The sequence below is a fragment of the Novosphingobium kalidii genome (assembly GCF_040534015.1).
In the GTDB taxonomy this organism is placed as follows: domain Bacteria; phylum Pseudomonadota; class Alphaproteobacteria; order Sphingomonadales; family Sphingomonadaceae; genus Novosphingobium; species Novosphingobium kalidii.
Window position 1 is genome coordinate 63,182 of the sequence record NZ_JBEWLY010000013.1, and the last position, 20,117, is coordinate 83,298.

A 20,117-nucleotide genomic window follows, 5' to 3' on the forward strand; every position below is an offset into this window, starting at 1 on the left:
GCGATCCATGCTGGACATCGCGATGGCAGGACCGCCGCAGGCGTTCGGGCAAGGGTGACATGCTTCACCTGATCCCGGCGCCGCTGCACCGTTGCCTCTATCGCCTGGCTTATATCGCACGGTCCGCATGGTGGCGCACGCTGCGCCCGACCATCCATGGCTGCCGCATCATCGCCCTCGATGCCGAGGATCGCGTGCTTCTGATCCGCCAAACCTATGGACCGCGCTACTGGTCGGCGCCGGCGGGCAGTATCGCCCGGCGAGAGGACCCCGTCGCTACGGCGCACCGTGAACTGGCGGAAGAGACCGGCTGCACTTTGGAGGACGCCCGGAAAGTGGCCGAAGTGCTCGAACGCCCGATGGGTGCTTACAACGTGGTTCACGTGGTCGTGGGGCGAGCGGGAGGCACGTTGCGCCCGGACGGCCGTGAAGTGGACGATGCCGCCTGGTTTGAGCTCGATGCTCTCCCCGCCGATATCTCGCCAAAGGTCTCGAGCGACCTGAGCGGCTGGATTGCCGCCTGGCGTGAGGCTCACAGCAGCGAGAGCTGACCGCCTGATGCACTCGCTGCGTGCTCCTGCGGCTCCCGCAGCAGCGAGGAAAGCGTCAGGCCCATCAGGCGCACTGGCTGCGGCAAAGGCATCAGTTCCTCAAGCAGAGCATGGCCCAACCTTGCGAACATCGCCTTGTCCGTGACGCGTGGGCTGACCGAGCGGGCGCGGGTGAGCGTGCGGAAGTCGGCATAGCGCAGCTTGAGCGTGACCGTACGGCCCTTGGCACCGGTGCGCTCCACGCGCTCCCACACGATGTCCACGATCTGGTCCATCGTCGCGCGCAGGTCGTCGGACTTCTGTATGTTTTCGAAGAAGGTGCGCTCTCCCCCCACGGACTTGCGTTCGCGGTTCGCGCGCACTTGCCGCAAGTCGATGCCGCGCGCGGCGCGGAACAGGTATTCCGCGAAGCTGCCGAAGTGGGTGCGCAGGAACGGCAGGTCCCTGGCGGCGAGATCGGCTCCGGTCGCAATCCCCAGCGCCGCCATCTTCTCCGCCCCGCGCGGGCCGACGCCGTGGAAGCGGCTTACCGGAAGGGCCGCCACGAACTGCGCGCCCTGGCCGGGGCGGATGACGCACAGCCCGTCCGGCTTGTTCTGGTCGCTGGCGAGCTTGGCGAGGAACTTGTTGTAGGAGACACCCGCGCTGGCGGTCAGCTGCGTTTCTGCACGGATCCGCTGGCGGACTTCCTGCGCGATCCGCGTGGCCGAGCCGATGCCCTTCAGGTCATGCGTGACGTCGAGGTAAGCCTCGTCGAGCGAGAGCGGTTCCACGTGCGGCGTATAGTCCCGAAAGATCGCGCGGATTTGCTCCGAGACGCCCCTGTAGACGTCGAACCGCGGCTTGCGAAAAATGAGCTGCGGGCAAAGCCGCACCGCGCGGGCGGAGGGCATGGCCGAGCGCACGCCGAACACGCGCGCTTCGTAGCTGGCGGCGGCCACCACGCCGCGCCCTGAAGAGCCGCCGACCGCGAGCGGCTTTCCGCGAAGCTCGGGCTCGTCGCGCTGTTCCACGCTGGCGAAGAACGCATCCATGTCGACATGAATGATCTTGCGCAGGCCAGCCTCGTCCTCGCCTTCCGGTTCGCCGCTAATCGTCTGCGACATCGCCATAAACGACGAATAGCGGAGGTTGCGCGTTTGCCAAAGCGGTCCAACGCAAGCATCCGCTCAAGCCGTCCATCCGTTCGCCTCAATCTTGCAGGGTGGCTGGATCTTCGACTGGCCAGAGCGGCAGCATTGCGCCATGAGCGCTGCCATGCCTGCCCGTCCAGCTCCTTCCGCGCCCCTGAGAGAGATCGAGTTCGTCGGCCTGATGGCGGCGATCCAGGCGCTGCAGGCGCTGGCGATCGACGTAATGTTGCCCGCGCTCGGCCACATCTCGCGCGATCTGAACGTTACCGATCCAAACGAGCGGCAGCTCGTGGTCGGCATCTTCCTGATCTGCAGCGGCCTTGGCTCCTTGTTCCCTGGCGCTATTGGCGATCGCTTCGGGAGGCGGCCCGTCGTGCTGTCGTGCCTGGGCGTCTACGTGGCCATCTCGCTCGCCTCGGCACTGGTTACGGACTTTACCGCGCTCTTGATCCTGCGCGGGCTGCTTGGATTCTTCACCTCTGGCATGATGGTCATGCCGATGGCGATCATCCGCGACCGGTTCTCCGGCGACCGGATGGCCCGCGTCCAGTCTCTCGTGGCGATGACGTTCATGGTCGTGCCGATGCTGGCGCCGACCGTAGGGCAAGCCGTGCTGCTGGTCGCCGACTGGCGCTGGATCTTCGGCGTGATGGCGCTGCTTGCAGCCGGGGTGGCGTTCTGGACCTTCATGCGCCTGCCCGAGACGCTGCACGAGGAGCACCGCCAGACGATCATGCCGCGCACGATCATCGGCAATATGGTGGCTGCCGTGCGCTGCCGGGCTGCCCTCGGTTATTTCCTTGGGGCGTCCTTCATTCAGGGCGCGTTGTTCGGCTATATCAACAGCTCGCAGCAGCTCGTCGCAGAGCATTTCGGCGCGGGCGTCCTGTTCCCATTCGTGTTCGGAGGCATGGCGCTGGTGATGTCCGGCACCAACTTCGTCAATTCGCGCATTGTCGAGCGGTTCGGCGCCCGCCGCGTGTCTCACATGGCGACGATCGCCTATCTGGTCGTGGCCGGGGCGCATCTCGCCTGGGCCATGTCTGGTGAGACGTTGTGGGTGTTCGTGCCGCTGATGACGATCAGCATGTGCCTGATGTCGTTCATCAGCGCCAACTATCAGTCGATCGCGCTGCAGCCTTTTGCCCGGACTGCAGGCGCAGCGGCTTCCGTCATGGCGTTCGTGCGGCTTTTGCTGGGCGCCCTGTTGGGCACGCTGATCGGCCAGGCCTACGACGGCACGGCGCGCCCGCTGCTGGCGGCGATGACGGTTGCGGGCGTGATCGCCTTGGGCCTCGTGCTTTATTCAGAGCGCGGCGTGCTGTTCCGGCGGCTCAACGCGCCAGCGCGGCCGACCGTCAACCCCAAGAGCTGACGGCGGCAGCCGCGGCTACATTCGCCGGCCACGGAACAACTGCACCAGGCCCACGACCAGCGCGATTACCAGCAGAAGGTGGATGATGGCGCTGCCGACCTTGAATATGATCAGGCCTAAGAGCCAAAGCACGAGAAGAATAGCGGCGATCGTGTAAAGCATGTGGGGTCCCCTCTTGGCCTGACACGCCAAAACACGTGAACGTCAGGATTGCTCCCGCTGTGCAGCCGCAAACTTCACGCGCGGCGCGCGATGGCGGCAAGTTCCCGGCGAGAGAGTGCAGGAGTAGGTGCGGCGGCAGCGCCACTGCGCCGTGCTTCGACGGCGGCGGACAGCACCATGCGCAGCTTCTGCCTGCGGGTGGTGCGCACCCGGTGGTCCCAGGCGTGCGCCCCGCGCCGCTCTACCTCGCGCCCGATCGCACCGTAAATGTTCGCCGCCGCCAGGATCGCCCAACGTTGACGGAAGGGTAGCCGCGCAGCCCCCACCCGCGCCGAAGCCTCGTAGCCTCGCGCCAGAGCGCAAGCGCGCCCCACGACACGCACCAGCGCGCCGCGATAATGCGGCTTGGTGATTTCACCCGGCGGAACGTCTTCCTCGACGTTCCATTCGACTGGCAAGTATCGCCGGTCGGCGGCGTCGTCTTCGAGCACGTCGCGCACGATGTTGTTGAGCTGGAAAGCAATGCCAAGATCGCAGGCGCGGTCGAGCGTGTCCTCATCCTCGGCCGGCACGCCCATGACCGTCGCCATCATGACGCCCACTGCTCCCGCCACGTGATAGCAGTAACGCAGCAAGTCAGTCTCGCTGCGTGGGCGCCACTCGGCCGCATCGAGGGCGAAGCCGGCGATCACATCCTCCGCCATCGCCTGGGTCAGCGGCACTTCGCGCGCGAGCAGGCCCAGGGCATCGAACGCAGGATCGCCGGTCCATGTGCCGGCGAAGGCAAGTTCGGTCAGCGTGCGAATCGTGGCAAGAGCCGCTTCGGGATCGAGGTTCTCGCCCAGAGCACCGCCGTGCTCCTGGGCATCTGCAAGATCGTCGCAGGCCCGGCACCAGGCGTAAAGGAGCCAGACCCGCTCGCGCGTGGTGCGGTCGAACAAGCGGCTCGCTGCGCGAAAGCTCGCCGATCCCTTGCGGATCGATTGGTGCGCCGCTCTGACCAGCTCCTCGCGCCTGCGGTCAGGTGCCGCTTCGCCGCTCGTTGGGGGACTTGCGTCTGGGGTCACAAGGTGCGCGGATCCATTGCCACGATTGACTGCGGCGGCTCGTGCGCGCGCATCCGATGCAGCAGGAGGTCGAGCTCGGTCTCGGCGAGGATGATACCCTGGTGGGCAGGACGCACGAAGCCGACTTCCGCCATGTGCCGGTTAAACGCGAGCAGTCCGTCGTAGAATCCCAGCGCATTGAGCACGCCGACCGGCTTGCTGTGGTAGCCGAGCTGCGCCCAGCTCACCGCTTCCCACAGCTCGTCCATCGTGCCGACGCCGCCGGGCAGCACCAGGAAACCGTCCGACAAGTCAGTGAAGGCAGCCTTGCGCTCGTGCATCGTGCCGACGACGGTGAGCTCGCAATCGTAATTCGCGACTTCGCCCTGGACCAGCGCTTCGGGAATGACGCCGATCACCTCGCCGCCTGCAAGCAATGCCGATCCCGCCAGAGCGCCCATCAGGCCCAGCCGTCCGCCACCATAGACAATGCCGATGCCCTCGCGGGCGAGCGCGGTGCCGACATCACGGGCGAGTTGGACGTAGCGTGGGTCTGCCGGCGTTGCAGAGCCACAGTAGACAGCCAGGCGCTTCACCTTAAATCCTCCAGCATCAGCTTGGCCGTGGCTTTGGCGCTTCCGACCACGCCGGGAATGCCGGCGCCCGGATGCGTGCCGGCTCCGGCGAGATAGACGTTCTTCAGCTTGTCGTCGCGGTTGTGGCCGCGGAACCAGGCGCTTTGAGTCAGGATCGGCTCCAGACTGAAGGCGCTGCCGAGGTGCGCAGAAAGGTCTGCCGCGAAGTCGGTGGGCGCATAGTGGAACTGCGTGATGATCCGGTCGCGAATATCCGGGATCAGCCGGCGTCCCACTTCATCGAGAACGCGCTCGGCTAGCACCGGGCCGACTTCATCCCAGTCGATCGGCAGCTTGCCCATGTGAGCGACCGGCACCAGCGCGTAGAATGTGCTCTTGCCCGGCGGCGCCATCGAGGGGTCGGTGACGGTGGGGTGGTGCAGATAGATCGAGAAGTCGCGCGGCAGGACGCCATGCTGGTATATGTCGGTCAGCAGCCCTTCGTAGCGCGGACCGAACAGGATCGTATGGTGCGGGATGCCCGGCCATGTTCCCTCCACCCCGAAGTGGACGAGGAAGAGGCTGGGCGAGAAGCGCTTGCGGGCAAGCTTCTTCGCCATTTCCGGGCCGCGTCGGCTGCCCGACAGCAAGTCGCGGTAAGTGTGCATGATGTCGCCGTTGGAGGCGACGGCGTCGAACCGCTCGCGCCAGCCGCTGGCAGTCTCGACCTCCGTCGCGCGATCGCCAACGGTGTGGATCTGCACCACTTTGTCTGACAGGCGCACAGTGCCGCCCAGCCGCTGGAAGTGCTTCGCCATCGCCTTGGCAAGCTGGTTGGTACCGCCTTTGGCCCACCACACGCCGCCATCCTTTTCCAGCTTGTGGATCAGGGCGTAGATCGCGCTGGTGGTCATCGGATTGCCGCCGACAAGCAGCGTGTGGAACGAAAGCGCCTGGCGCAGGCGCTCATCCTTGATGAAGTGCGAGACCATCGAGTAGACCGAGCGCCACGCCTGGTAACGCGCTAGCGCCGGCGCGGCCTTCACCATGCTGGCGAAGTCAAGGAAGGGCTGGTGGCCGAGCTTGACATAGCCTTCCTGGTAGACCCCGGCCGAATACTCCAGGAAGTCCTCGTAGCCAGTCAGGTCTTCAGGCGCGAAGCGAGCGATCTCGCGGCGCAGCGCCGGCTCGTCGTTCGAGTAGTCGAACACGGTGCCGTCGGGCCAGTTGAGGCGGTAAAACGGCATCACCGGCATCAGTTCGATATCATCGGCCATGGTGTGGCCGGACAGCGCCCACAGCTCGCGCAGGCAGTCCGGGTCGGTGATGACGGTGGGGCCGGCGTCGAAGGTGAAGCCCTCGCGCTCCCAGGCGTAGCCGCGTCCGCCGACCTTGTCGCGGCCCTCGATCAATGTGGTCGCAATGCCGCCGGACTGCAGGCGCAGCGCGAGCGCCAAGCCGCCGAAGCCGGCTCCGATAACACAGGCGCGTTTCACGTGCGTTCTCCCAGTGGAGCGAGCGGGCGCCCCCGACCCATGAGGCTGGCAACGGCTCGTCCAATCGGCACCGGCGGCTTGCCGGCGAGAACGCGCAGCATGTCGGCGCGCGTGGAACGCCCGGCGTAGAAGCGCTCGATCAGCGGTTCCGGTAAGCCATAGAACCGCTCAAGCACTTTGTAGCGCTGGTCGGGCACGGCAGCGCCAAAGAGCATACGCGTCAACATCCGGTAGAAGCGTCCCTCGCGCCAGTGCTCGCGTGCCCATGCATGACAGGCTCGCCCTACGGCTTCGGCGGAGAGTTTGTCGAGAGTGCAAAGGTGCAAGGCGAAGCGCAGGGCGATCGGCAGCGAGTAGCTGGTGAGCGGGTGGACGAGCGCGGCCCTTGCTCCGGCCCGGCCGGCCCCGCTCGGCCCCGCGGCTTGCCAGAAGGCCTCGAAGTCTCCGGAGCCGATCACCGGAAGCACGCCGGTTTCCTCGTACTCAACGGTGTCCACTTGCCAGCCCTCACGCGCCGCATACGCGGCGATCCGCTCGCGTAGCGCCGGCAGGTCAAGCGTAGGCCCATCGGCATAATATGTGTCCTCGACGAAGATCTCGGTTGTCGAGAAGGGTAAGGCATAGACGAAGCGATAGCCGTCGAGCTGCGGGACAGTTGAATCCATAACGATGGGATCGGTTAGACCGTGCGGCGCCGAGAGACGCAGCATTTGCCCGGCGAACTTCTGCCACCCGCCCGCCATGTGCGGCATTCCTGCAGAGCCGCGGGCATCGATGACGGCGCCTGCGGCGAACGCGCGGCCGTCGGCCAGCGTCACCGTTTGCGCAGTGGCGCTGGTGACGCGCGTACCGGTCAGCAGACGTTCTGGGTCCAGGACCTCGCGCAAACGGGCGTCGAGGCGCGCGCTGGTGATGCTGCGATAGGGCGTCGTCAGCACGCGGCGGCGCTGGGGAAACCGCACCTCATATCCCGTCCAGCGTGCGGCGATCAGCGGTTCGAGCAGTTCGGCGCCAGACCCCGCAGCTTCGACATCGCTGGCGAAGTAGGACCAGACGTGGTCTCCGCCGCAGCGCCCCCCCTGTTCAAACACGTAAACGCGCAGGTCCGGGCGCCGCGCGGCGAGGGCGAGCGCAATGAGGCCCCCGGCCAGACCGCCGCCCAAGATCGCGATATCGATTGACGGCGTCTTCATCCTGGACTGATCTAGGCGTTGGAAACACTTGCCGCAACTTGGCGCGGCGGAGGCTTTGGGGCATGTTTCATTTCGATGACTAACGTGCTGACTATCTGCGAGGCGTCCCAGGAGGACGCTGCCGCCATTGCCGAGATCTACGCGCATTACGTGCTGGAGAGCTCTGCCAGTTTCGAAACCGAGCCGCCGAGTGCCACGACAATGGCGAAGCGAATCGCCAAAGTCGCGGATCAGGGCTGCCCGTGGCTGCTCGTTCGTGACGATACCGGTGAGGTGCTCGGCTTCGCTTATGCGCAGCGCTTTGGTCCGCGTGCCGGCTACTATTACAGCTGCGAAACGCACATCTTCGTTCGCCATGATGCACTGGGCCGGGGTATCGGCACGATGCTCATCAATGCGCTGATCGCCGCATGCGAAGAGCGCGGTTATCGTCAGGCCTTTGCGCTGATCGCCGGGACAGAGCCTGCGGCGGTCGTGCTACATGCGCGGGCCGGCTATCTCCCCTGCGGCACTTTGACAGGCGCGGGCTGGAAGCAGGGCCAGTGGGTCGACGTGTTCGTCATGCAGCGAAAGCTCGGCACCGGGAACGAAACGTTGCCCGAAAGCCACGCCTGAGCGGATTCGCATGACTGCGCGTCCGGAGCAGCAACGCTCCTGCTCGCGGTGCGTTTCCAAGGCGCTTTTACAGGGGTTCAATACCGATGCGTACGCTTTCCGTTCTCACTTGCCTTGCCGCGGCGCTGATCTCTCAATCCGCTGCTGCTCAGGAGGCGACCGGAGAGTCGATACTCGATGGCGACCGGATCACCGTTGCAGCGGGTGCTGTCTACATGCCAAGCTATCGCGGATCGGACGATTACACAGTCTCTCCGTTTCCGGTGATCCAAGGCCAGGTGAATGGGATCGGCATCAACCCGCGCGCGGGCGGCGTCGCGCTCGACTTCATTCCTGACGGCGATGCTCGCATTGGCTTCTCGCTGGGCCCCGTCGTGTCCTATTCCGCCAATCGCGCGCGCGGTATCGAGGATGAGGTGGTGAGGGCGGCCGGAAAGCTGGACGAAGCGATCGAACTCGGCGCCACGGCCGGAGTGACAGCCTACAGGCTGCTTAACCCCTATGACGCGCTCACTCTTTCGGCCGATGTGCGGTGGGATGTCGCAGGCGCCCACGAGGGGATGGTCGTCACACCGAACCTCACTTACACGACCCCGCTCAGCCGCGGTGCGCTTGTTGCGCTCAATGTGAGCGCGCGTCATGTCGACGACGATTTCGCGCGCTACTACTATTCGGTGACCCCAGGCCAGAGCCTGGCCAGCGGCCTGCCGCTCTACAGCGCTGAGGGCGGCTGGGATAGCGTCAACGTCGGCCTGCTTGGCGGCTATGACCTTGACGGGGACCTGCTCAACGGGGGCTTCGCGCTGTTTGGCGGTCTGGCTTACTCGCGGATGCTGAACGACGGCAAGGACACGCCTTTCACCAGCATCCGGGGCGATGCGGATCAGTGGATGGCCGGAGCCGGTCTAGCCTACACGTTCTGATTGCCGCACCAGATAGCCGCACCGATGCGGCTATCTGGTGCGCTGTTTCAGAAGCCGATGGGCGTGAACGCCTGGTAAGCACGCGGCGGTGCGATGCCGAGCCGCTTGCGCGCTTCATCAAGCGGCTCTGAGAGCAGTCTTTCGTAGTCCTCGGCCAAGAGCCATGATGCCCGGCGGCCGTTGCGGTATCCTTCCCAGATTGCCCGAACCGCCGGTTTGCCGCCGGGCGTCCGCCACGCCTGGATCATCGCGCCGATCGCGATCAGCGCCCAGCCCAGACCCCGCGTCTGCGCAAAGGAGAAAGCGACGAGGCAAGCTTCGCCAAGCGGATCATCCGCCCGATACCCCGTCAGTATATGCCAGATGTCATGGATGTCGCGCGTTCTGCGCCCGAACCAGGCATAGGGATGCTCCGCGTCCAGCACCAGGTCGTCGCTGCGACTGATCATCGCCAGCCCTTCTGCCGTATAACCGGTCTGCGCAAGAAATCGCCCGTAAGCTGCGCCGACGCTTCCCGCTGGGAACTGCGCGACGTAATCGACGTCCGTCAAACGCGGTGCGAGCTCTACACGGGAATAGGCGATGCGTCCGCCTTCGGACGTGCGCAGCAGCCGGTCATACCCGGCCCGATTGGAACTGGCGTTCAGAGCACGCATGATGCGGAAGACCTGCGTCGTGTCGTTCGCATCGGCGAGCAGGCGCCGGACGGCGATAAACGCGGTGCGCCAGTCCTTGCGCTGGGTTACCGTGTCGATGACGGCGGCGCTCATGCTCGGTCTCCGTGCAGTTGCTCTCCGCGCAGGCGCGTGGCCCTCTCGGTCGGGGTGTGCATCATGGCTGTCTCCAACATCTCATTCGGTGAGCGGCAAACGTCTTGCCGTCTCGTCTGCACTCCATAATATGAGCGATGCTCACGTTATTGAAACTCGCGTTATGGTGGAGCACTGATGGCGGACAAAGAGGGCGGTAATCCGCCAATCGGGGTGAGAGCGCCGCGCCAGGAGCGGGCCATGCACAAGGTCGCGCTCATATTGGAAGCGGCGATGCAGCTTCTGGAGAAGGGAGGCATGCCGTTGCTCACGACGAATGCCGTGGCGCGGACCGCCGGCGTGAGCGTCGGCACGCTCTACCAGTACTTCGCCAACAAGGACGCCATTCTTGACGCACTGGCGGATCGGGAAATCGCGGCCTTGTCGGAGCGAGTCCTGCGCGTAATTGCCGATCCGGCCGAGATGCCGCACGCCGAGCGTGTGAGCCGCATCGTCCGCGCCGTCACCGCACTCTTTGGGCAGAGGCGACGGGTGCAGCGGATCGTGCTCGAGCACTCGCTCTCCCGTGCGGGCACGCGGCTCGGCCCCCTGATCCAGGCCACCGTCGGACGGCTGACCTCGGACGAGCACTCCCCAGCAGGTGTTTCACTGAGCGAGGCGGAAGCCTTCGTGCTCACCAATGCGTTCGTGGGCGTGATGCGAGCCATGATTATGCGCAGCGAAGACGATTCGCCCGCTGATAGGGAGATCGAAGAAGCCCTGGCGCGGCTGATCACGGTTTTTGCCGAACACGGCCTTGTTGCGCGGGAACGGAGTGCGTGATGCCGAGCAGCCTTGAGATCAGATCCCCATCTTGCGCAATCTGTCCTTCAAGGCCGGTAGCACCTCGGCCTCGAACCAGGGATTGCGCGCCATCCACATTCGGCTTCGCCACGCCGGGTGCGGCAAGGGCAGCAAGCCGGCCGGAGCCTCGCGCCAGCGGCGCACCGCCTCCGTCATGTTCGGCGCAAAGTCGCGGGGAAGATATCGCTTCTGTGCGTGCATGCCGACAAGCAGAGTGAGCTCGACCCGGGGCATTCCCGCCATCAGCCGGGCATGCCACAGCGGCGCGCACTCGGGACGAGGCGGCAGATCGCCGCCATCGCCTTTGCCGGGATAACAAAACCCGGTGGGCATCTGCGCCACGCGGCTGGTGTCGTAGAACGTGTCGCGATCCACACCCAGCCAGTCGCGCAGGCGATCGCCGCTGTCATCATTCCAGCCGATGCCGCTTGCATGAACCTTGCTGCCAGGAGCCTGCCCGATGATCAGCAGCCGCGCACTGGATGACCCCGCCACAAACGGCCGCGGCTCATGCGCGAGGGCACCCGCACATGCACGGCAACCACGGACTTCGGTCAGCAAGGCGTCGAGTGGGTCAGCGGACATGACGCCGGAGATGTGACCGCGCAAGGGCCGCTGCAAGTAAGGGTCAAAAGTTGGAGCTTTTAGATGCGCGGCGAAATTTGGTGGAGAGCCGACTGGGGCAGTCGTCAGATGGCACTTCTGTCCGCTTCGATGCGGATGACCTCTGCCAAGCCATGGGGCCGAGTGTTCATCACTTGATGACCTGCATCGATCATCACCGTGCGTTCCGTTCTGAAACGTTCTGCAAAGACGTGCTGCCACCCCGCTGGCAGTATCTTATCTCGTAAGCACAGTACGAAGGTTGATGGAACGACATCCAGACTGTGATAGTTCCAGTCCGTGAAAGCATACGTCGCCAATGGCCAATGATCGCTTCCCAACTCTGACAGGAACTCAGTCTTAGCTGACTGCCCCATGTCGTTGCAGAACATGGTCTCGTAACGCTGCTCGATGGGTGTCGTTGCAGGGTCCATCGGCCAGCCGACTTCCTCCGGGTTATCGCCTTGAAGGCCCTGTCCAATCATCTGCTGCACTGACTGCCCCGGAAGGGGGATAGAACACGAGACATAGATGAAGCGCTGAAACAGTTGGGGGTGTCGCGTCATCATCAAGGCCATTGCTTGGCCCGCTTGCGAATGACCTACCAAGACGACATCTTTCAAGCCACTTGCTTCAATGTCTTGTATCAGTTCGTGGGCAACATCTTCGAGCGTCAGATCATCCGTGGAGCGCCGGCGCTTTGATCCGCATCCGGGCACGTCGAGCTTCAGGACGTTCGCCACGTCTCTTCCTCGTTGCGCTTGCAACGCCTCGATTGTGTCGCCCCAAACCCAGCTTCCTTGACCTCCGCCGTGAAGAAACGCGATGTTCATGGTCATGTAACCTCCCACTCGGTTATGATCGCCAAAAGTGTCGATGGAAAGATCGCCGGCGAGGCACCGAAAGGGCGATGTCATCGACTGCTTCTGGGGTGTTAGCTGCCGTCTCGATCATCACCTATCTCTCCCGCTCCAGCATCAGCGATGACGAATACGGCGCCAGCAGCGCTTGTGCCCGGTCCCAGCCGCCGCGCAGCCAGAGGTCCTGTGCCTTGCTGTCGGCGGGGAGAATCACCAGCATGCTCTCTCGCCCGGCGGCGCGCAATGCGGCGTTCGGTTCGCAGGTGAGGAGAGCAAAGCTGGGCACTTCGCTGTCCTTCCACACACCGGCCATGGCGAAGATCGGCTGGTCCGCGCAGGCGAACCAGTGCCGCCGCCGCTTGCCGTCGCGGTCGGTCCCATTGCCCCACTCCATGAAGGCCGTCGCCGGGATGAGGCAGCGGAACTCGCTATTGCGCAAGTTGCCGATCCAGAACGGGCTTTCGGCGTTGCGCACCGAGAGGATGCCGTGCCGGGGCGCGTCGAGGACCGAGGGCGGCGGCGGAACGCCCCAGAGGCGCGGCACCATTCGTCGCGGCGTTCGCCCTTCCGGGCGCGGCCCGGCTACGAACTCGCGCCCTGCCGTGATCACCGGCGCAAAGCCGCCGGGCGCCACGTGGCCGCCGGTCCAGGGGTCGTCGCGCTCGTTTGCGCCGAACGCAGCGGCGACGTGCGGGGCGGCGGCGTCGAGGCGGTAAAGCATCGTCATCGCCGTACAGCGCTAGACGCGCGCCCGGCTCACGTCTATCATTGCGAAACCACCGGGGAGCCAGCAGGTCCACATGGATTCTGGGCTGAGAGGTGCGGGTATGCTCCGCACGACCCGTCGAACCTGAACCCGTTAATACGGGCGGAGGGAGTTGGCCGGGCGCCGCCCGTGATCCGCTCCCATCCGCCGATCTGAGGAGCGCGCATGGCCGACATCAACTCCAAACTGGAAATCGGCGTCACCACCGGGCCCATCCGTGGATCGAAGAAGATCCACGTCGGCCCCCTCGGGGTCGCCATGCGCGAAATCCATCTTGAGCCCAGCAGCGGTGAGGCGCCCGTGCGCGTCTACGACACCTCCGGCCCCTACACCGATCCCAACGTGCTGATCGACATTCAGGCTGGCTTGCCGCAGCTGCGCCGTCAGTGGCAGCTCGATCGTGGCGACGTTGAGGAATACACACCCCGCGAGATCAAGCCCGAGGATAACGGGCTTAAGGGTCCGGACCGCTCCGGCGGCGTCGCGCCGTTCCCCAACGTCGCCAAGACAGTGCTGCGTGCCAAGCCGGGCGCCAATCTCAGCCAGATGCACTACGCCCGCCGCGGCATCATCACGCCCGAGATGGAATACGTCGCCGTACGCGAGAATCTCGGCCGCGAGATGCTCAAGGAATACATCCGCGACGGCCAGGATTTCGGCGCGTCCATCCCTGACTACGTGACGCCTGAATTCGTGCGCGACGAAGTCGCTCGCGGCCGCGCGATTATCCCTAGCAACGTCAACCACCCCGAGTGCGAGCCGATGGCGATCGGGCGCAACTTCCTGGTCAAAATCAACGCCAACATCGGCAACTCCGCCGTCGCCTCGGACGTCGCCAGCGAAGTCGACAAGATGGTCTGGTCGATCCGCTGGGGCGCGGACACCGTCATGGACCTCAGCACGGGCCGCAACATTCACGACACGCGCGAGTGGATCATCCGCAACAGCCCCGTGCCGATCGGTACCGTGCCCATCTATCAAGCGCTGGAGAAGGTCGGCGGCGTGGCCGAGGACCTCACATGGGAAGTCTTCCGTGACACTCTGATCGAACAGGCCGAGCAAGGCGTGGACTACTTCACCATCCACGCCGGCGTGCGCCTTGCTTACATCCCGCTCTCGGCCAAGCGCGTGACCGGCATCGTTAGCCGCGGCGGCTCGATCATGGCCAAGTGGTGCCTCTCGCACCACAAGGAGAGCTTCCTTTACGAGCACTTCGACGAGATCACCGAGATCTGCAAAGCCTACGACATCGCCTACTCGCTGGGCGACGGCCTGCGCCCCGGCTCCATCGCCGACGCTAACGACGAGGCCCAGTTCGCCGAGCTCTACACTCTGGGCGAACTGACCAAGCGCGCCTGGGAGCAGGACGTCCAGGTCATGATCGAAGGTCCCGGCCACGTACCGATGCACAAGGTCAAGGAGAACATGGACAAGCAGCTCCAGGCTTGCGGAGAGGCTCCGTTCTACACCCTCGGGCCCTTGGTGACCGACATCGCGCCCGGCTACGACCACATCACGTCCGGCATCGGCGCCGCCATGATCGGCTGGTACGGCACCGCGATGCTCTGCTACGTCACGCCCAAGGAGCACCTCGGCCTGCCCGATCGCGACGACGTGAAAGTCGGCGTGGTTACCTACAAGCTGGCCGCTCACGCCGCTGACCTCGCCAAGGGCCACCCCGCCGCCAAGGTGCGCGACGATGCGCTCAGCCGCGCCCGGTTCGAGTTCCGCTGGCGTGACCAGTTCAACCTCTCATTGGACCCGGACACCGCCGAACAGTACCACGACCAGACACTGCCGGCGGAAGGCGCCAAGTCCGCGCACTTCTGCTCGATGTGTGGCCCGAAGTTCTGCTCGATGAAGATCACGCAGGAAGTACGTGACTTCGCCGCCAAGCAGAACCAGCCCGTCACCACCTTCATCGCCGCCGACGAAGCCGAAGCCGGCATGAAGGCGATGAGCGAGAAGTACCACGAGATCGGCCGCGAACTGTACATCGGCGCGGGCGACCGCGAGCACGACTGAGTCCCACCGCAGAGCGAGGGAGCACAGACATGGCCCACTGGCTGCTGACGTACGACCTCGCCGCCGACTACCTTGATCGCCGCACGGCCTTTCGCGACGAGCACCTTACGCTCGCCCGAGAGGCCGCCGCGCGCGGTGCCCTCCTGCTGGGCGGCGCGCTAGACCCGCCGGAGCAAGCGCTTCTCCTGTTCCACGGCGACACCCCCGCCGCGGCGGAAGCATTCGCGGCAGCCGATCCTTACGTCGCCAACGGCCTGATCGCGCGCTGGTCCGTGCGCCAGTGGATCACGGTAGTCGGAGAAGCCGCAGCAAACCCGCTCTGAGACAAGCCTCTGCGAGCTGGCGAGAGACCCTTGCGTCACAAGGCCACAGAAAAGCTGCGACGGCTATTGCCCTCGCGCTCCCTATCATATCGGCCTCGCACACACACGCTCAGCACGGCTTGCCGAGGTCTCGCCCCCGTCGCACAACACGGGAATGAACCCCGCCGCAGAACTCGCCATCCGCACCCGCCGCGCCGCCTTCAATCGTGCCATCGCCGAAGGTGACGCAACTGCTATCGGCCTCACTCTCGCCCGCGACTGCGTGATGCTCACCGGCACCGACAGCGCCGTGATCGCGGGGCGCCTCGCGCAAGTGAAGGTCTGGAAGCGAGAGTTCGCAGCAGGGAGCCGCGACATCTACGTGCGCACTCCCGAAGCCATCGACATCTCCGCCGTCGAGCCGATCGCCATGGAGCACGGCTCCTGGCACGGCACCAACTCCTCCGGCGAGCGCACCGCAGAGGGCACTTACGCTGCTAAGTGGCGCGAAGTTGCCGGCGAGTGGGTAATCGAGGCGGAGGTCTTCGTTACGATGGCGTGAAACCGCTTTTTGAAAGTATGGCCGCTAGGGACGTTCTGTCTCAGGAGAGCGAGGACTCATGCGCTGTGCGGCGCGGGTTTGTTGAAAGCCTACAAAATGCCTGTTCGGTATCAACGGTTCATGCGACGCGGTGGGTCGATTAGGCGAATGTGCCGGGGCGTGTTACAAGGCTCCCGCTGACGTCGAATTTTGCGACGGACTTTGCCGATTTGACGAGCGCCCGGACCTTAAAAGGACATCCTTTGAGGGGAAGAGCGCAAGGCTGACGACGACTTCCTTTCGATTGACGACCCGACGCACGGCCTTGCCGCATGTTGCGGCCGGGCAACCCATGTTTCTCGAAAGGAAACTCTTATGCCGATCGGCACCGTAAAATTCTTCAACGCCGACAAGGGCTATGGTTTCATTCAGCCCGACAACGGCGGCGCCGACAGCTTCGTGCACATCTCGGCCGTTCAGGCAGCCGGCATGATGACTCTCGAGCGTGACCAGCGCGTTTCGTACGAAGTCGAGCGTGGGCGTAACGGCAAGGAATCGGCAACGAACCTCGCCACTGCCTAACAGCAGCGTGCCGGATTGGTCATCGGACCGGTCCGGCCGACCTGCAGCAACCCCTCCACAAAGGAGCCGCCCATGAGCATCAGCTACGAATTCGCCACCGAACGGGCTGAGGAAGCCGCTCTCGCCGCTGAAACGGCAGAGTTGGACAATGTGCGGGACCGCGCGCTGCGCTCCGAAGCCGCTTGGCGCGACATGGCCGTGCGCGCCCGCAAAACCGAAGAATCGCGCGCGAAGCGTGAAGCCACCGCCGAAGCCGCGCGCGTCACTGCCGCAGAGGCTGCGGCTGAGGCAGAAGCCGCCTAGGTTCTAGAACTGCAAGGCGGCTATTCCGCCGCCAGCAGCTCTTCCGCAGCGCCAAGATCGACGCTGACCAGGCGCGAGACGCCTCGCTCGACCATTGTCACGCCGAACAGGCGGTGCATGCGGCTCATCGTGACCGCGTTGTGCGTCACGATCAGATACCGCGTCTGCGTCTCTGCCGCCATCGCGTCCAGCAAATCGCAAAAGCGCTCGATGTTGGCGTCGTCCAATGGCGCGTCCACCTCATCCAGCACGCAAATCGGAGCAGGGTTGGTGAGGAACAGCGCGAAAATGAGCGCGACTGCCGTCAGCGCCTGCTCACCGCCCGAAAGCAGCGTCAGCGATTGCAGGCGTTTGCCGGGAGGCTGAGCGAATATCTCGAGCCCCGCTTCTAAGGGGTCATCGGAATCCACCAGCGCCAGGTGCGCCTGCCCCCCTTGGAACAGGCGCGTGAATAGCCGGCGGAAGTGCCCGTCCACTGCCTCGAAGGCGCTGCGCAGCCGCTCGCGACCCTCGCGGTTGAGGTTGCCGATGGAACCGCGAAGCCGGTTAACGGCCTCGCTCAGTTCAGCCTTTTCAGCAGCATTCGTGCCCAATTGTGCCTCGGCTTGTGCCAGTTCATCAGCCGCGACAAGGTTGACCGGGCCAATCCGCTCACGCTCCCCGACGAGCCTGTCCATGGCCGCCGACTCCGCCTCGGCCGCGCCTACTTCGTCGGCCTCGAAGCCGAAGCGTCCCGGCAGCAACGGGGGAGGGGATTGGAAGCGCTCGCCCGAAAGACGGTTCATTTCGACCCGGCGCGCATCCTCATTCTCGGCGCGCGCGGCGGCTCCCGCTCGCGCCTCTCTCGCTGCGGCGAGTGCCTCCTGCGTTCGGGCAAGCGCTGCGTCTGCCTCTCGTGCGCTGTCGGCAGTCTTGCTGAGCTCGGCTTCGGCAGTGGCGAGTTCGACGGCGAGGCGTTCCTGGATCGCAGTGGCAACGACGATTTCCTTCGCCAGCTGGTCCGGGCGGGCCGCGATGCCGGCGCGCTCTTGTTCTATCTCCTCGAGACGGCGAGTGGCCTCTGCGAGACGTTTGGCGGCGTCGCCGGCGCGCGCTTGCCAACCGCGAATGTCGGCGCGCTGGGTGGCGGTTCGCTCGCGCTGCGCGCTGAGCCCCTGATCATGGGCGGCCAGACTTGCAGTGGCGCCTTGCAAGGCGCGCTTGGCGGTCTCGTGCGCTGCCCTGACCTGCGCGAGCGCAGCGCGACCCTCGGCCGGATTCGGCAGTGTTGCGTGGCGTGCCCCTGCCGCGTCATACTCGGCTTGCGCAGCGCGCTGTTGCTCCGCCAACTCCGACGCAGAGCGACCGAGTTCGGCGCGGCGCGAGGCCAAGCGAAGCCGAGCATCCTCGGCCTGATCCAGCGCCCTGAGTGCCGTTCGCTCCTCGTCGGCAGCTCTGGCCAGCGCACGCTCTCCAGCCACCGCAGCAGTCTGCAGGTCCGAGAGCGAATGTTGCACCTGAGTTGCCCGCGTCTCTGCTTCGGTAGCACGAGCGCGCAGAGCAGGCAGTTGTGCGTCGAGCTCCGCAAAACGGTTCTCAGCTTCGAACCGCGCTGCCTCCGCGCCCCCTTCGCCGCGCGCAACAAAGCCATCCCAGCGCCGCAAGGCGCCGGCGCGCGTGACCAGCCATTCGCCAGGCTGCAGATCGGTTCCATGATCCGTCTCGGCGAACCGGACGAGAGCGAGCCGCGCGGCCAACTCGGCCGGACACTGTGTCACGCGGTGAGCAAGGCTGTCGGGAAGCGGGGCGGGCGCTACCGCACCAGCCCAGAATCGGCCGTCTGCCACCTCAGTCGGTGCCCCCAGCGGCGTTTTGGCATCTCGACCCAATGCGGCTGCGAGAGCCCGCTCGTAGCCCGGCTCCACCCGCAGCGCGTCGATAGCTGTCGGTAGTCCGTGTGCTGCCTTTGCGCTTTTCGCGCGGGCCTGACGGTCCCGCAACAAGGCGGCATGTTCACGCTCGATGCCGGTCAGGTCGGCACGAGCGGTCGCGAGTTCGCCGGCAGCTTCGTCGCGAGCGGCCTGCAAGGCAGCCTTGCGTCCACTCAGTTGGTCGAGGGCGCTGCGAGCCTGGACGACGGCGCTTGAGGCTTCGTCCCGCCGCCGTCCTGCCGTTTGCACGGCCGCATCCAGCCCTTCCATGCTTGGTAGCTCGACAAGCTGAGCGGCGACACGAGCAGCCTCCTTCTCAGCCCGCTCCAGGCGAGTGCGGGTCTGGGCCAGTTCGGCTTCTGCGATACGCCAATCCGCTTCTGCGCTTGCCTGTTCGGCGGTCGCTTGCGCAAGATTGAGCTCGGCTGCTCGCGCTGTGGCTTCGCCCCGATCAAGCTGTGTAGCCAAACGAGGGCGCTCAGCCTCCGCCAGTTGCAGTTCTTTCGTGCCTTGCGCCAACTCCCGCTCAAGTCGGGCAAGCGCCTCGGCCGCATCGCGCGTGATGCGGTCGGCGTCGCCGCAGTCCTGCTGGAGCCGTTGGCGCTGACGATCAAGGTCTGCAAGACGTTGCTGAGCGGCCTCCAGCTTGCCAGCGAGACCGGTGAGCTGATGGGCTTGAGCATTTGCGTCGTCGCGGCGATCAGCGACCACGTCGCGAGTAGTCGCCAAGGCCTGCGCTATCCTCGCCTGCGCCTCTTGAGCCACATGCAGTGCCTTCTGCGCTTCAGCGACGCGGCTCTCGGCGGCTTCGGCTTCCTTGCGAGCGGCGTCGGCCGCAGCGGCAGCATCGCGCCAACGGGCAAACACCAGGCGCGCTTCGGAAACGCGAATCTGGTCAGAAACTGCCTTGTAGCGTTCCGCCGCACGCGCTTGCCGGCGCAATGTGGCAACGTGCTTGTCGAGGCCGGCCATCAAGTCGTCCAGGCGAGCGAGATTGGCCTCAGTCGCGCGCAGCTTGGTTTCGGCATCCTTGCGGCGAACGTGCAGGCCAGCGATCCCGGCAGCCTCTTCCAGCATCGCCCGCCGTTCGGCCGGCTTGGCGGCGATCACGGCGGCGATCCGGCCTTGGCTTACAAGCGCTGGCGAATGGGCGCCGGTGGCCGCATCGGCAAAGATTAGCGCGACGTCCTTTGCGCGCACGTCGCGGCCATTGACGCGGTAGGCACTGCCGGCACCCCGCTCGATGCGGCGCACGACCTCCAGATCCTCGGCATCGGCTGTCTGCACCTGGATCACGACCTCGGCAAAGGCTCGTGGTGGCCGGGAGGCGGTGCCGGCGAAGATCACATCCTCCATGCCGCCGCCGCGCATCGACTTGGGCGAGCTTTCGCCCATGACCCAGCGGATCGCCTCCAGCAGGTTCGACTTGCCGCACCCGTTCGGACCGACGACGCCAGTCAGCCCCGGATCGATGCGCAGTTCGGCCGGCTCGACGAAGCTCTTGAAGCCGCTGAGCTTCAGCCGCCGAATGCGCATCGCAGGT

General features: G+C 65.3%; 21 protein-coding genes and 1 riboswitch. Of the genes, 10 read left to right on the top strand and 11 right to left on the bottom strand.

Annotation, left to right across the window (positions count from 1 at the left end):
- The first annotated feature begins 59 nt into the window (after positions 1 to 59).
- Positions 60 to 551: an NUDIX hydrolase gene (locus ABVV53_RS06995; protein ID WP_353983677.1), complete on the top strand. Its 492-nt coding sequence runs from the start codon at positions 60 to 62 to the stop codon at positions 549 to 551.
- On the opposite strand, the gene dinB is transcribed toward ABVV53_RS06995, so the two are convergent.
- On the bottom strand, positions 533 to 1,657 hold the full coding sequence (dinB, locus tag ABVV53_RS07000) for a DNA polymerase IV (protein ID WP_353983678.1): 1,125 nt from the start codon (positions 1,655 to 1,657) through the stop codon (positions 533 to 535). The genes ABVV53_RS06995 and dinB overlap by 19 nt on opposite strands.
- Positions 1,658 to 1,808: 151 nt before the next feature.
- On the opposite strand from dinB, the gene ABVV53_RS07005 reads away from it, so the two are divergent.
- Positions 1,809 to 3,059 (top strand): multidrug effflux MFS transporter, encoded by a 1,251-nt coding sequence (locus ABVV53_RS07005; protein WP_353983679.1) that lies wholly within the window; start codon positions 1,809 to 1,811, stop codon positions 3,057 to 3,059.
- A 15-nt stretch (positions 3,060 to 3,074) separates the two neighbouring features.
- On the opposite strand, the gene ABVV53_RS07010 is transcribed toward ABVV53_RS07005, so the two are convergent.
- The 5 genes from ABVV53_RS07010 to crtY form a co-directional block, all read right to left on the bottom strand.
- Positions 3,075 to 3,221, bottom strand: coding sequence for a lmo0937 family membrane protein (locus ABVV53_RS07010; protein WP_353983680.1), 147 nt, complete (start codon positions 3,219 to 3,221; stop codon positions 3,075 to 3,077).
- A gap of 74 nt (positions 3,222 to 3,295) precedes the next feature.
- Positions 3,296 to 4,288 (bottom strand): phytoene/squalene synthase family protein, encoded by a 993-nt coding sequence (locus tag ABVV53_RS07015; protein ID WP_419956758.1) that lies wholly within the window; start codon positions 4,286 to 4,288, stop codon positions 3,296 to 3,298.
- The gene (locus ABVV53_RS07020; protein ID WP_353983681.1) at positions 4,285 to 4,863 is read right to left on the bottom strand and encodes an LOG family protein; all 579 of its coding nucleotides are present in this window, start codon (positions 4,861 to 4,863) and stop codon (positions 4,285 to 4,287) included. The genes ABVV53_RS07015 and ABVV53_RS07020 overlap by 4 nt, the downstream gene beginning before the upstream one ends.
- Entirely contained in the window at positions 4,860 to 6,338 is a 1,479-nt protein-coding gene (locus ABVV53_RS07025) for a phytoene desaturase (protein WP_353983682.1), read from the bottom strand. Before ABVV53_RS07025 ends, ABVV53_RS07020 begins: the two co-directional genes overlap by 4 nt.
- Complete coding sequence (gene crtY / locus ABVV53_RS07030; RefSeq protein ID WP_353983683.1) at positions 6,335 to 7,531, bottom strand: lycopene beta-cyclase CrtY; 1,197 nt, start codon at positions 7,529 to 7,531, stop codon at positions 6,335 to 6,337. The genes ABVV53_RS07025 and crtY overlap by 4 nt, the downstream gene beginning before the upstream one ends.
- 75 nt (positions 7,532 to 7,606) lie before the next feature.
- Here crtY and ABVV53_RS07035 point away from each other — a divergent pair, with 75 nt between their 5' ends.
- Positions 7,607 to 8,146 carry a GNAT family N-acetyltransferase gene (locus ABVV53_RS07035; protein ID WP_353983684.1) on the top strand — a complete coding sequence of 180 codons (540 nt, stop codon included), beginning with the start codon at positions 7,607 to 7,609 and terminating at the stop codon, positions 8,144 to 8,146.
- Positions 8,147 to 8,232: 86 nt separating this feature from the next.
- Positions 8,233 to 9,069 (top strand): MipA/OmpV family protein, encoded by an 837-nt coding sequence (locus ABVV53_RS07040; RefSeq protein ID WP_353983685.1) that lies wholly within the window; start codon positions 8,233 to 8,235, stop codon positions 9,067 to 9,069.
- 47 nt (positions 9,070 to 9,116) lie between these two features.
- Here the strand turns inward: ABVV53_RS07040 and ABVV53_RS07045 are convergent, their stop codons facing one another.
- Positions 9,117 to 9,839, bottom strand: a complete 723-nt coding sequence (locus ABVV53_RS07045) for a Coq4 family protein (protein WP_353983686.1) — start codon at positions 9,837 to 9,839, stop codon at positions 9,117 to 9,119.
- Positions 9,840 to 10,016: 177 nt separating this feature from the next.
- Between ABVV53_RS07045 and ABVV53_RS07050 the strand changes: the two genes are divergently transcribed.
- The gene (locus ABVV53_RS07050; RefSeq protein WP_353983687.1) at positions 10,017 to 10,661 is read left to right on the top strand and encodes a TetR/AcrR family transcriptional regulator; all 645 of its coding nucleotides are present in this window, start codon (positions 10,017 to 10,019) and stop codon (positions 10,659 to 10,661) included.
- Positions 10,662 to 10,679: 18 nt separating this feature from the next.
- Here ABVV53_RS07050 and ABVV53_RS07055 read toward each other — a convergent pair whose 3' ends face one another.
- The 3 genes from ABVV53_RS07055 to ABVV53_RS07065 form a co-directional block, all read right to left on the bottom strand.
- On the bottom strand, positions 10,680 to 11,267 hold the full coding sequence (locus tag ABVV53_RS07055) for a uracil-DNA glycosylase family protein (protein ID WP_353984195.1): 588 nt from the start codon (positions 11,265 to 11,267) through the stop codon (positions 10,680 to 10,682).
- Between the two features lie 104 nt (positions 11,268 to 11,371).
- Positions 11,372 to 12,124, bottom strand: a complete 753-nt coding sequence (locus ABVV53_RS07060; RefSeq protein ID WP_353983688.1) for an alpha/beta fold hydrolase — start codon at positions 12,122 to 12,124, stop codon at positions 11,372 to 11,374.
- A 118-nt stretch (positions 12,125 to 12,242) separates the two neighbouring features.
- Positions 12,243 to 12,866 (bottom strand): SOS response-associated peptidase family protein, encoded by a 624-nt coding sequence (locus ABVV53_RS07065; RefSeq protein ID WP_353983689.1) that lies wholly within the window; start codon positions 12,864 to 12,866, stop codon positions 12,243 to 12,245.
- Between the two features lie 49 nt (positions 12,867 to 12,915).
- Positions 12,916 to 13,040, top strand: a riboswitch (TPP riboswitch).
- Between the two features lie 36 nt (positions 13,041 to 13,076).
- On the opposite strand from ABVV53_RS07065, the gene thiC reads away from it, so the two are divergent.
- From thiC to ABVV53_RS07090, 5 genes are all read left to right on the top strand, one after another.
- The gene (gene thiC / locus ABVV53_RS07070; RefSeq protein ID WP_353983690.1) at positions 13,077 to 14,936 is read left to right on the top strand and encodes a phosphomethylpyrimidine synthase ThiC; all 1,860 of its coding nucleotides are present in this window, start codon (positions 13,077 to 13,079) and stop codon (positions 14,934 to 14,936) included.
- Positions 14,937 to 14,965: 29 nt separating this feature from the next.
- Complete coding sequence (locus ABVV53_RS07075; RefSeq protein WP_353983691.1) at positions 14,966 to 15,259, top strand: YciI-like protein; 294 nt, start codon at positions 14,966 to 14,968, stop codon at positions 15,257 to 15,259.
- Between the two features lie 154 nt (positions 15,260 to 15,413).
- The gene (locus ABVV53_RS07080; RefSeq protein ID WP_353983692.1) at positions 15,414 to 15,800 is read left to right on the top strand and encodes a nuclear transport factor 2 family protein; all 387 of its coding nucleotides are present in this window, start codon (positions 15,414 to 15,416) and stop codon (positions 15,798 to 15,800) included.
- Between the two features lie 354 nt (positions 15,801 to 16,154).
- Complete coding sequence (locus ABVV53_RS07085; RefSeq protein ID WP_353983693.1) at positions 16,155 to 16,361, top strand: cold-shock protein; 207 nt, start codon at positions 16,155 to 16,157, stop codon at positions 16,359 to 16,361.
- Positions 16,362 to 16,433: 72 nt separating this feature from the next.
- Complete coding sequence (locus tag ABVV53_RS07090; protein ID WP_353983694.1) at positions 16,434 to 16,664, top strand: hypothetical protein; 231 nt, start codon at positions 16,434 to 16,436, stop codon at positions 16,662 to 16,664.
- 20 nt (positions 16,665 to 16,684) lie between these two features.
- On the opposite strand, the gene ABVV53_RS07095 is transcribed toward ABVV53_RS07090, so the two are convergent.
- Positions 16,685 to 20,110 (bottom strand): AAA family ATPase, encoded by a 3,426-nt coding sequence (locus ABVV53_RS07095; RefSeq protein WP_353983695.1) that lies wholly within the window; start codon positions 20,108 to 20,110, stop codon positions 16,685 to 16,687.
- Between the last annotated feature and the right edge of the window lie 7 nt (positions 20,111 to 20,117).

Bases quoted from the DNA above. Each gene is read 5' to 3' on its own strand.
- ABVV53_RS06995 (WP_353983677.1), top strand. From the start codon at position 60: ATGCTTCACCTGATCCCGGCGCCGCTGCACCGTTGCCTCTATCGCCTG.
- dinB (WP_353983678.1), bottom strand. From the start codon at position 1,657: ATGTCGCAGACGATTAGCGGCGAACCGGAAGGCGAGGACGAGGCTGGC.
- ABVV53_RS07005 (WP_353983679.1), top strand. From the start codon at position 1,809: ATGCCTGCCCGTCCAGCTCCTTCCGCGCCCCTGAGAGAGATCGAGTTC.
- ABVV53_RS07010 (WP_353983680.1), bottom strand. From the start codon at position 3,221: ATGCTTTACACGATCGCCGCTATTCTTCTCGTGCTTTGGCTCTTAGGC.
- crtY (WP_353983683.1), bottom strand. From the start codon at position 7,531: ATGAAGACGCCGTCAATCGATATCGCGATCTTGGGCGGCGGTCTGGCC.
- ABVV53_RS07035 (WP_353983684.1), top strand. From the start codon at position 7,607: ATGACTAACGTGCTGACTATCTGCGAGGCGTCCCAGGAGGACGCTGCC.
- ABVV53_RS07040 (WP_353983685.1), top strand. From the start codon at position 8,233: ATGCGTACGCTTTCCGTTCTCACTTGCCTTGCCGCGGCGCTGATCTCT.
- ABVV53_RS07045 (WP_353983686.1), bottom strand. From the start codon at position 9,839: ATGAGCGCCGCCGTCATCGACACGGTAACCCAGCGCAAGGACTGGCGC.
- ABVV53_RS07050 (WP_353983687.1), top strand. From the start codon at position 10,017: ATGGCGGACAAAGAGGGCGGTAATCCGCCAATCGGGGTGAGAGCGCCG.
- ABVV53_RS07055 (WP_353984195.1), bottom strand. From the start codon at position 11,267: ATGTCCGCTGACCCACTCGACGCCTTGCTGACCGAAGTCCGTGGTTGC.
- ABVV53_RS07060 (WP_353983688.1), bottom strand. From the start codon at position 12,124: ATGACCATGAACATCGCGTTTCTTCACGGCGGAGGTCAAGGAAGCTGG.
- ABVV53_RS07065 (WP_353983689.1), bottom strand. From the start codon at position 12,866: ATGCTTTACCGCCTCGACGCCGCCGCCCCGCACGTCGCCGCTGCGTTC.
- thiC (WP_353983690.1), top strand. From the start codon at position 13,077: ATGGCCGACATCAACTCCAAACTGGAAATCGGCGTCACCACCGGGCCC.
- ABVV53_RS07075 (WP_353983691.1), top strand. From the start codon at position 14,966: ATGGCCCACTGGCTGCTGACGTACGACCTCGCCGCCGACTACCTTGAT.
- ABVV53_RS07080 (WP_353983692.1), top strand. From the start codon at position 15,414: ATGAACCCCGCCGCAGAACTCGCCATCCGCACCCGCCGCGCCGCCTTC.
- ABVV53_RS07085 (WP_353983693.1), top strand. From the start codon at position 16,155: ATGCCGATCGGCACCGTAAAATTCTTCAACGCCGACAAGGGCTATGGT.
- ABVV53_RS07090 (WP_353983694.1), top strand. From the start codon at position 16,434: ATGAGCATCAGCTACGAATTCGCCACCGAACGGGCTGAGGAAGCCGCT.
- ABVV53_RS07095 (WP_353983695.1), bottom strand. From the start codon at position 20,110: ATGCGCATTCGGCGGCTGAAGCTCAGCGGCTTCAAGAGCTTCGTCGAG.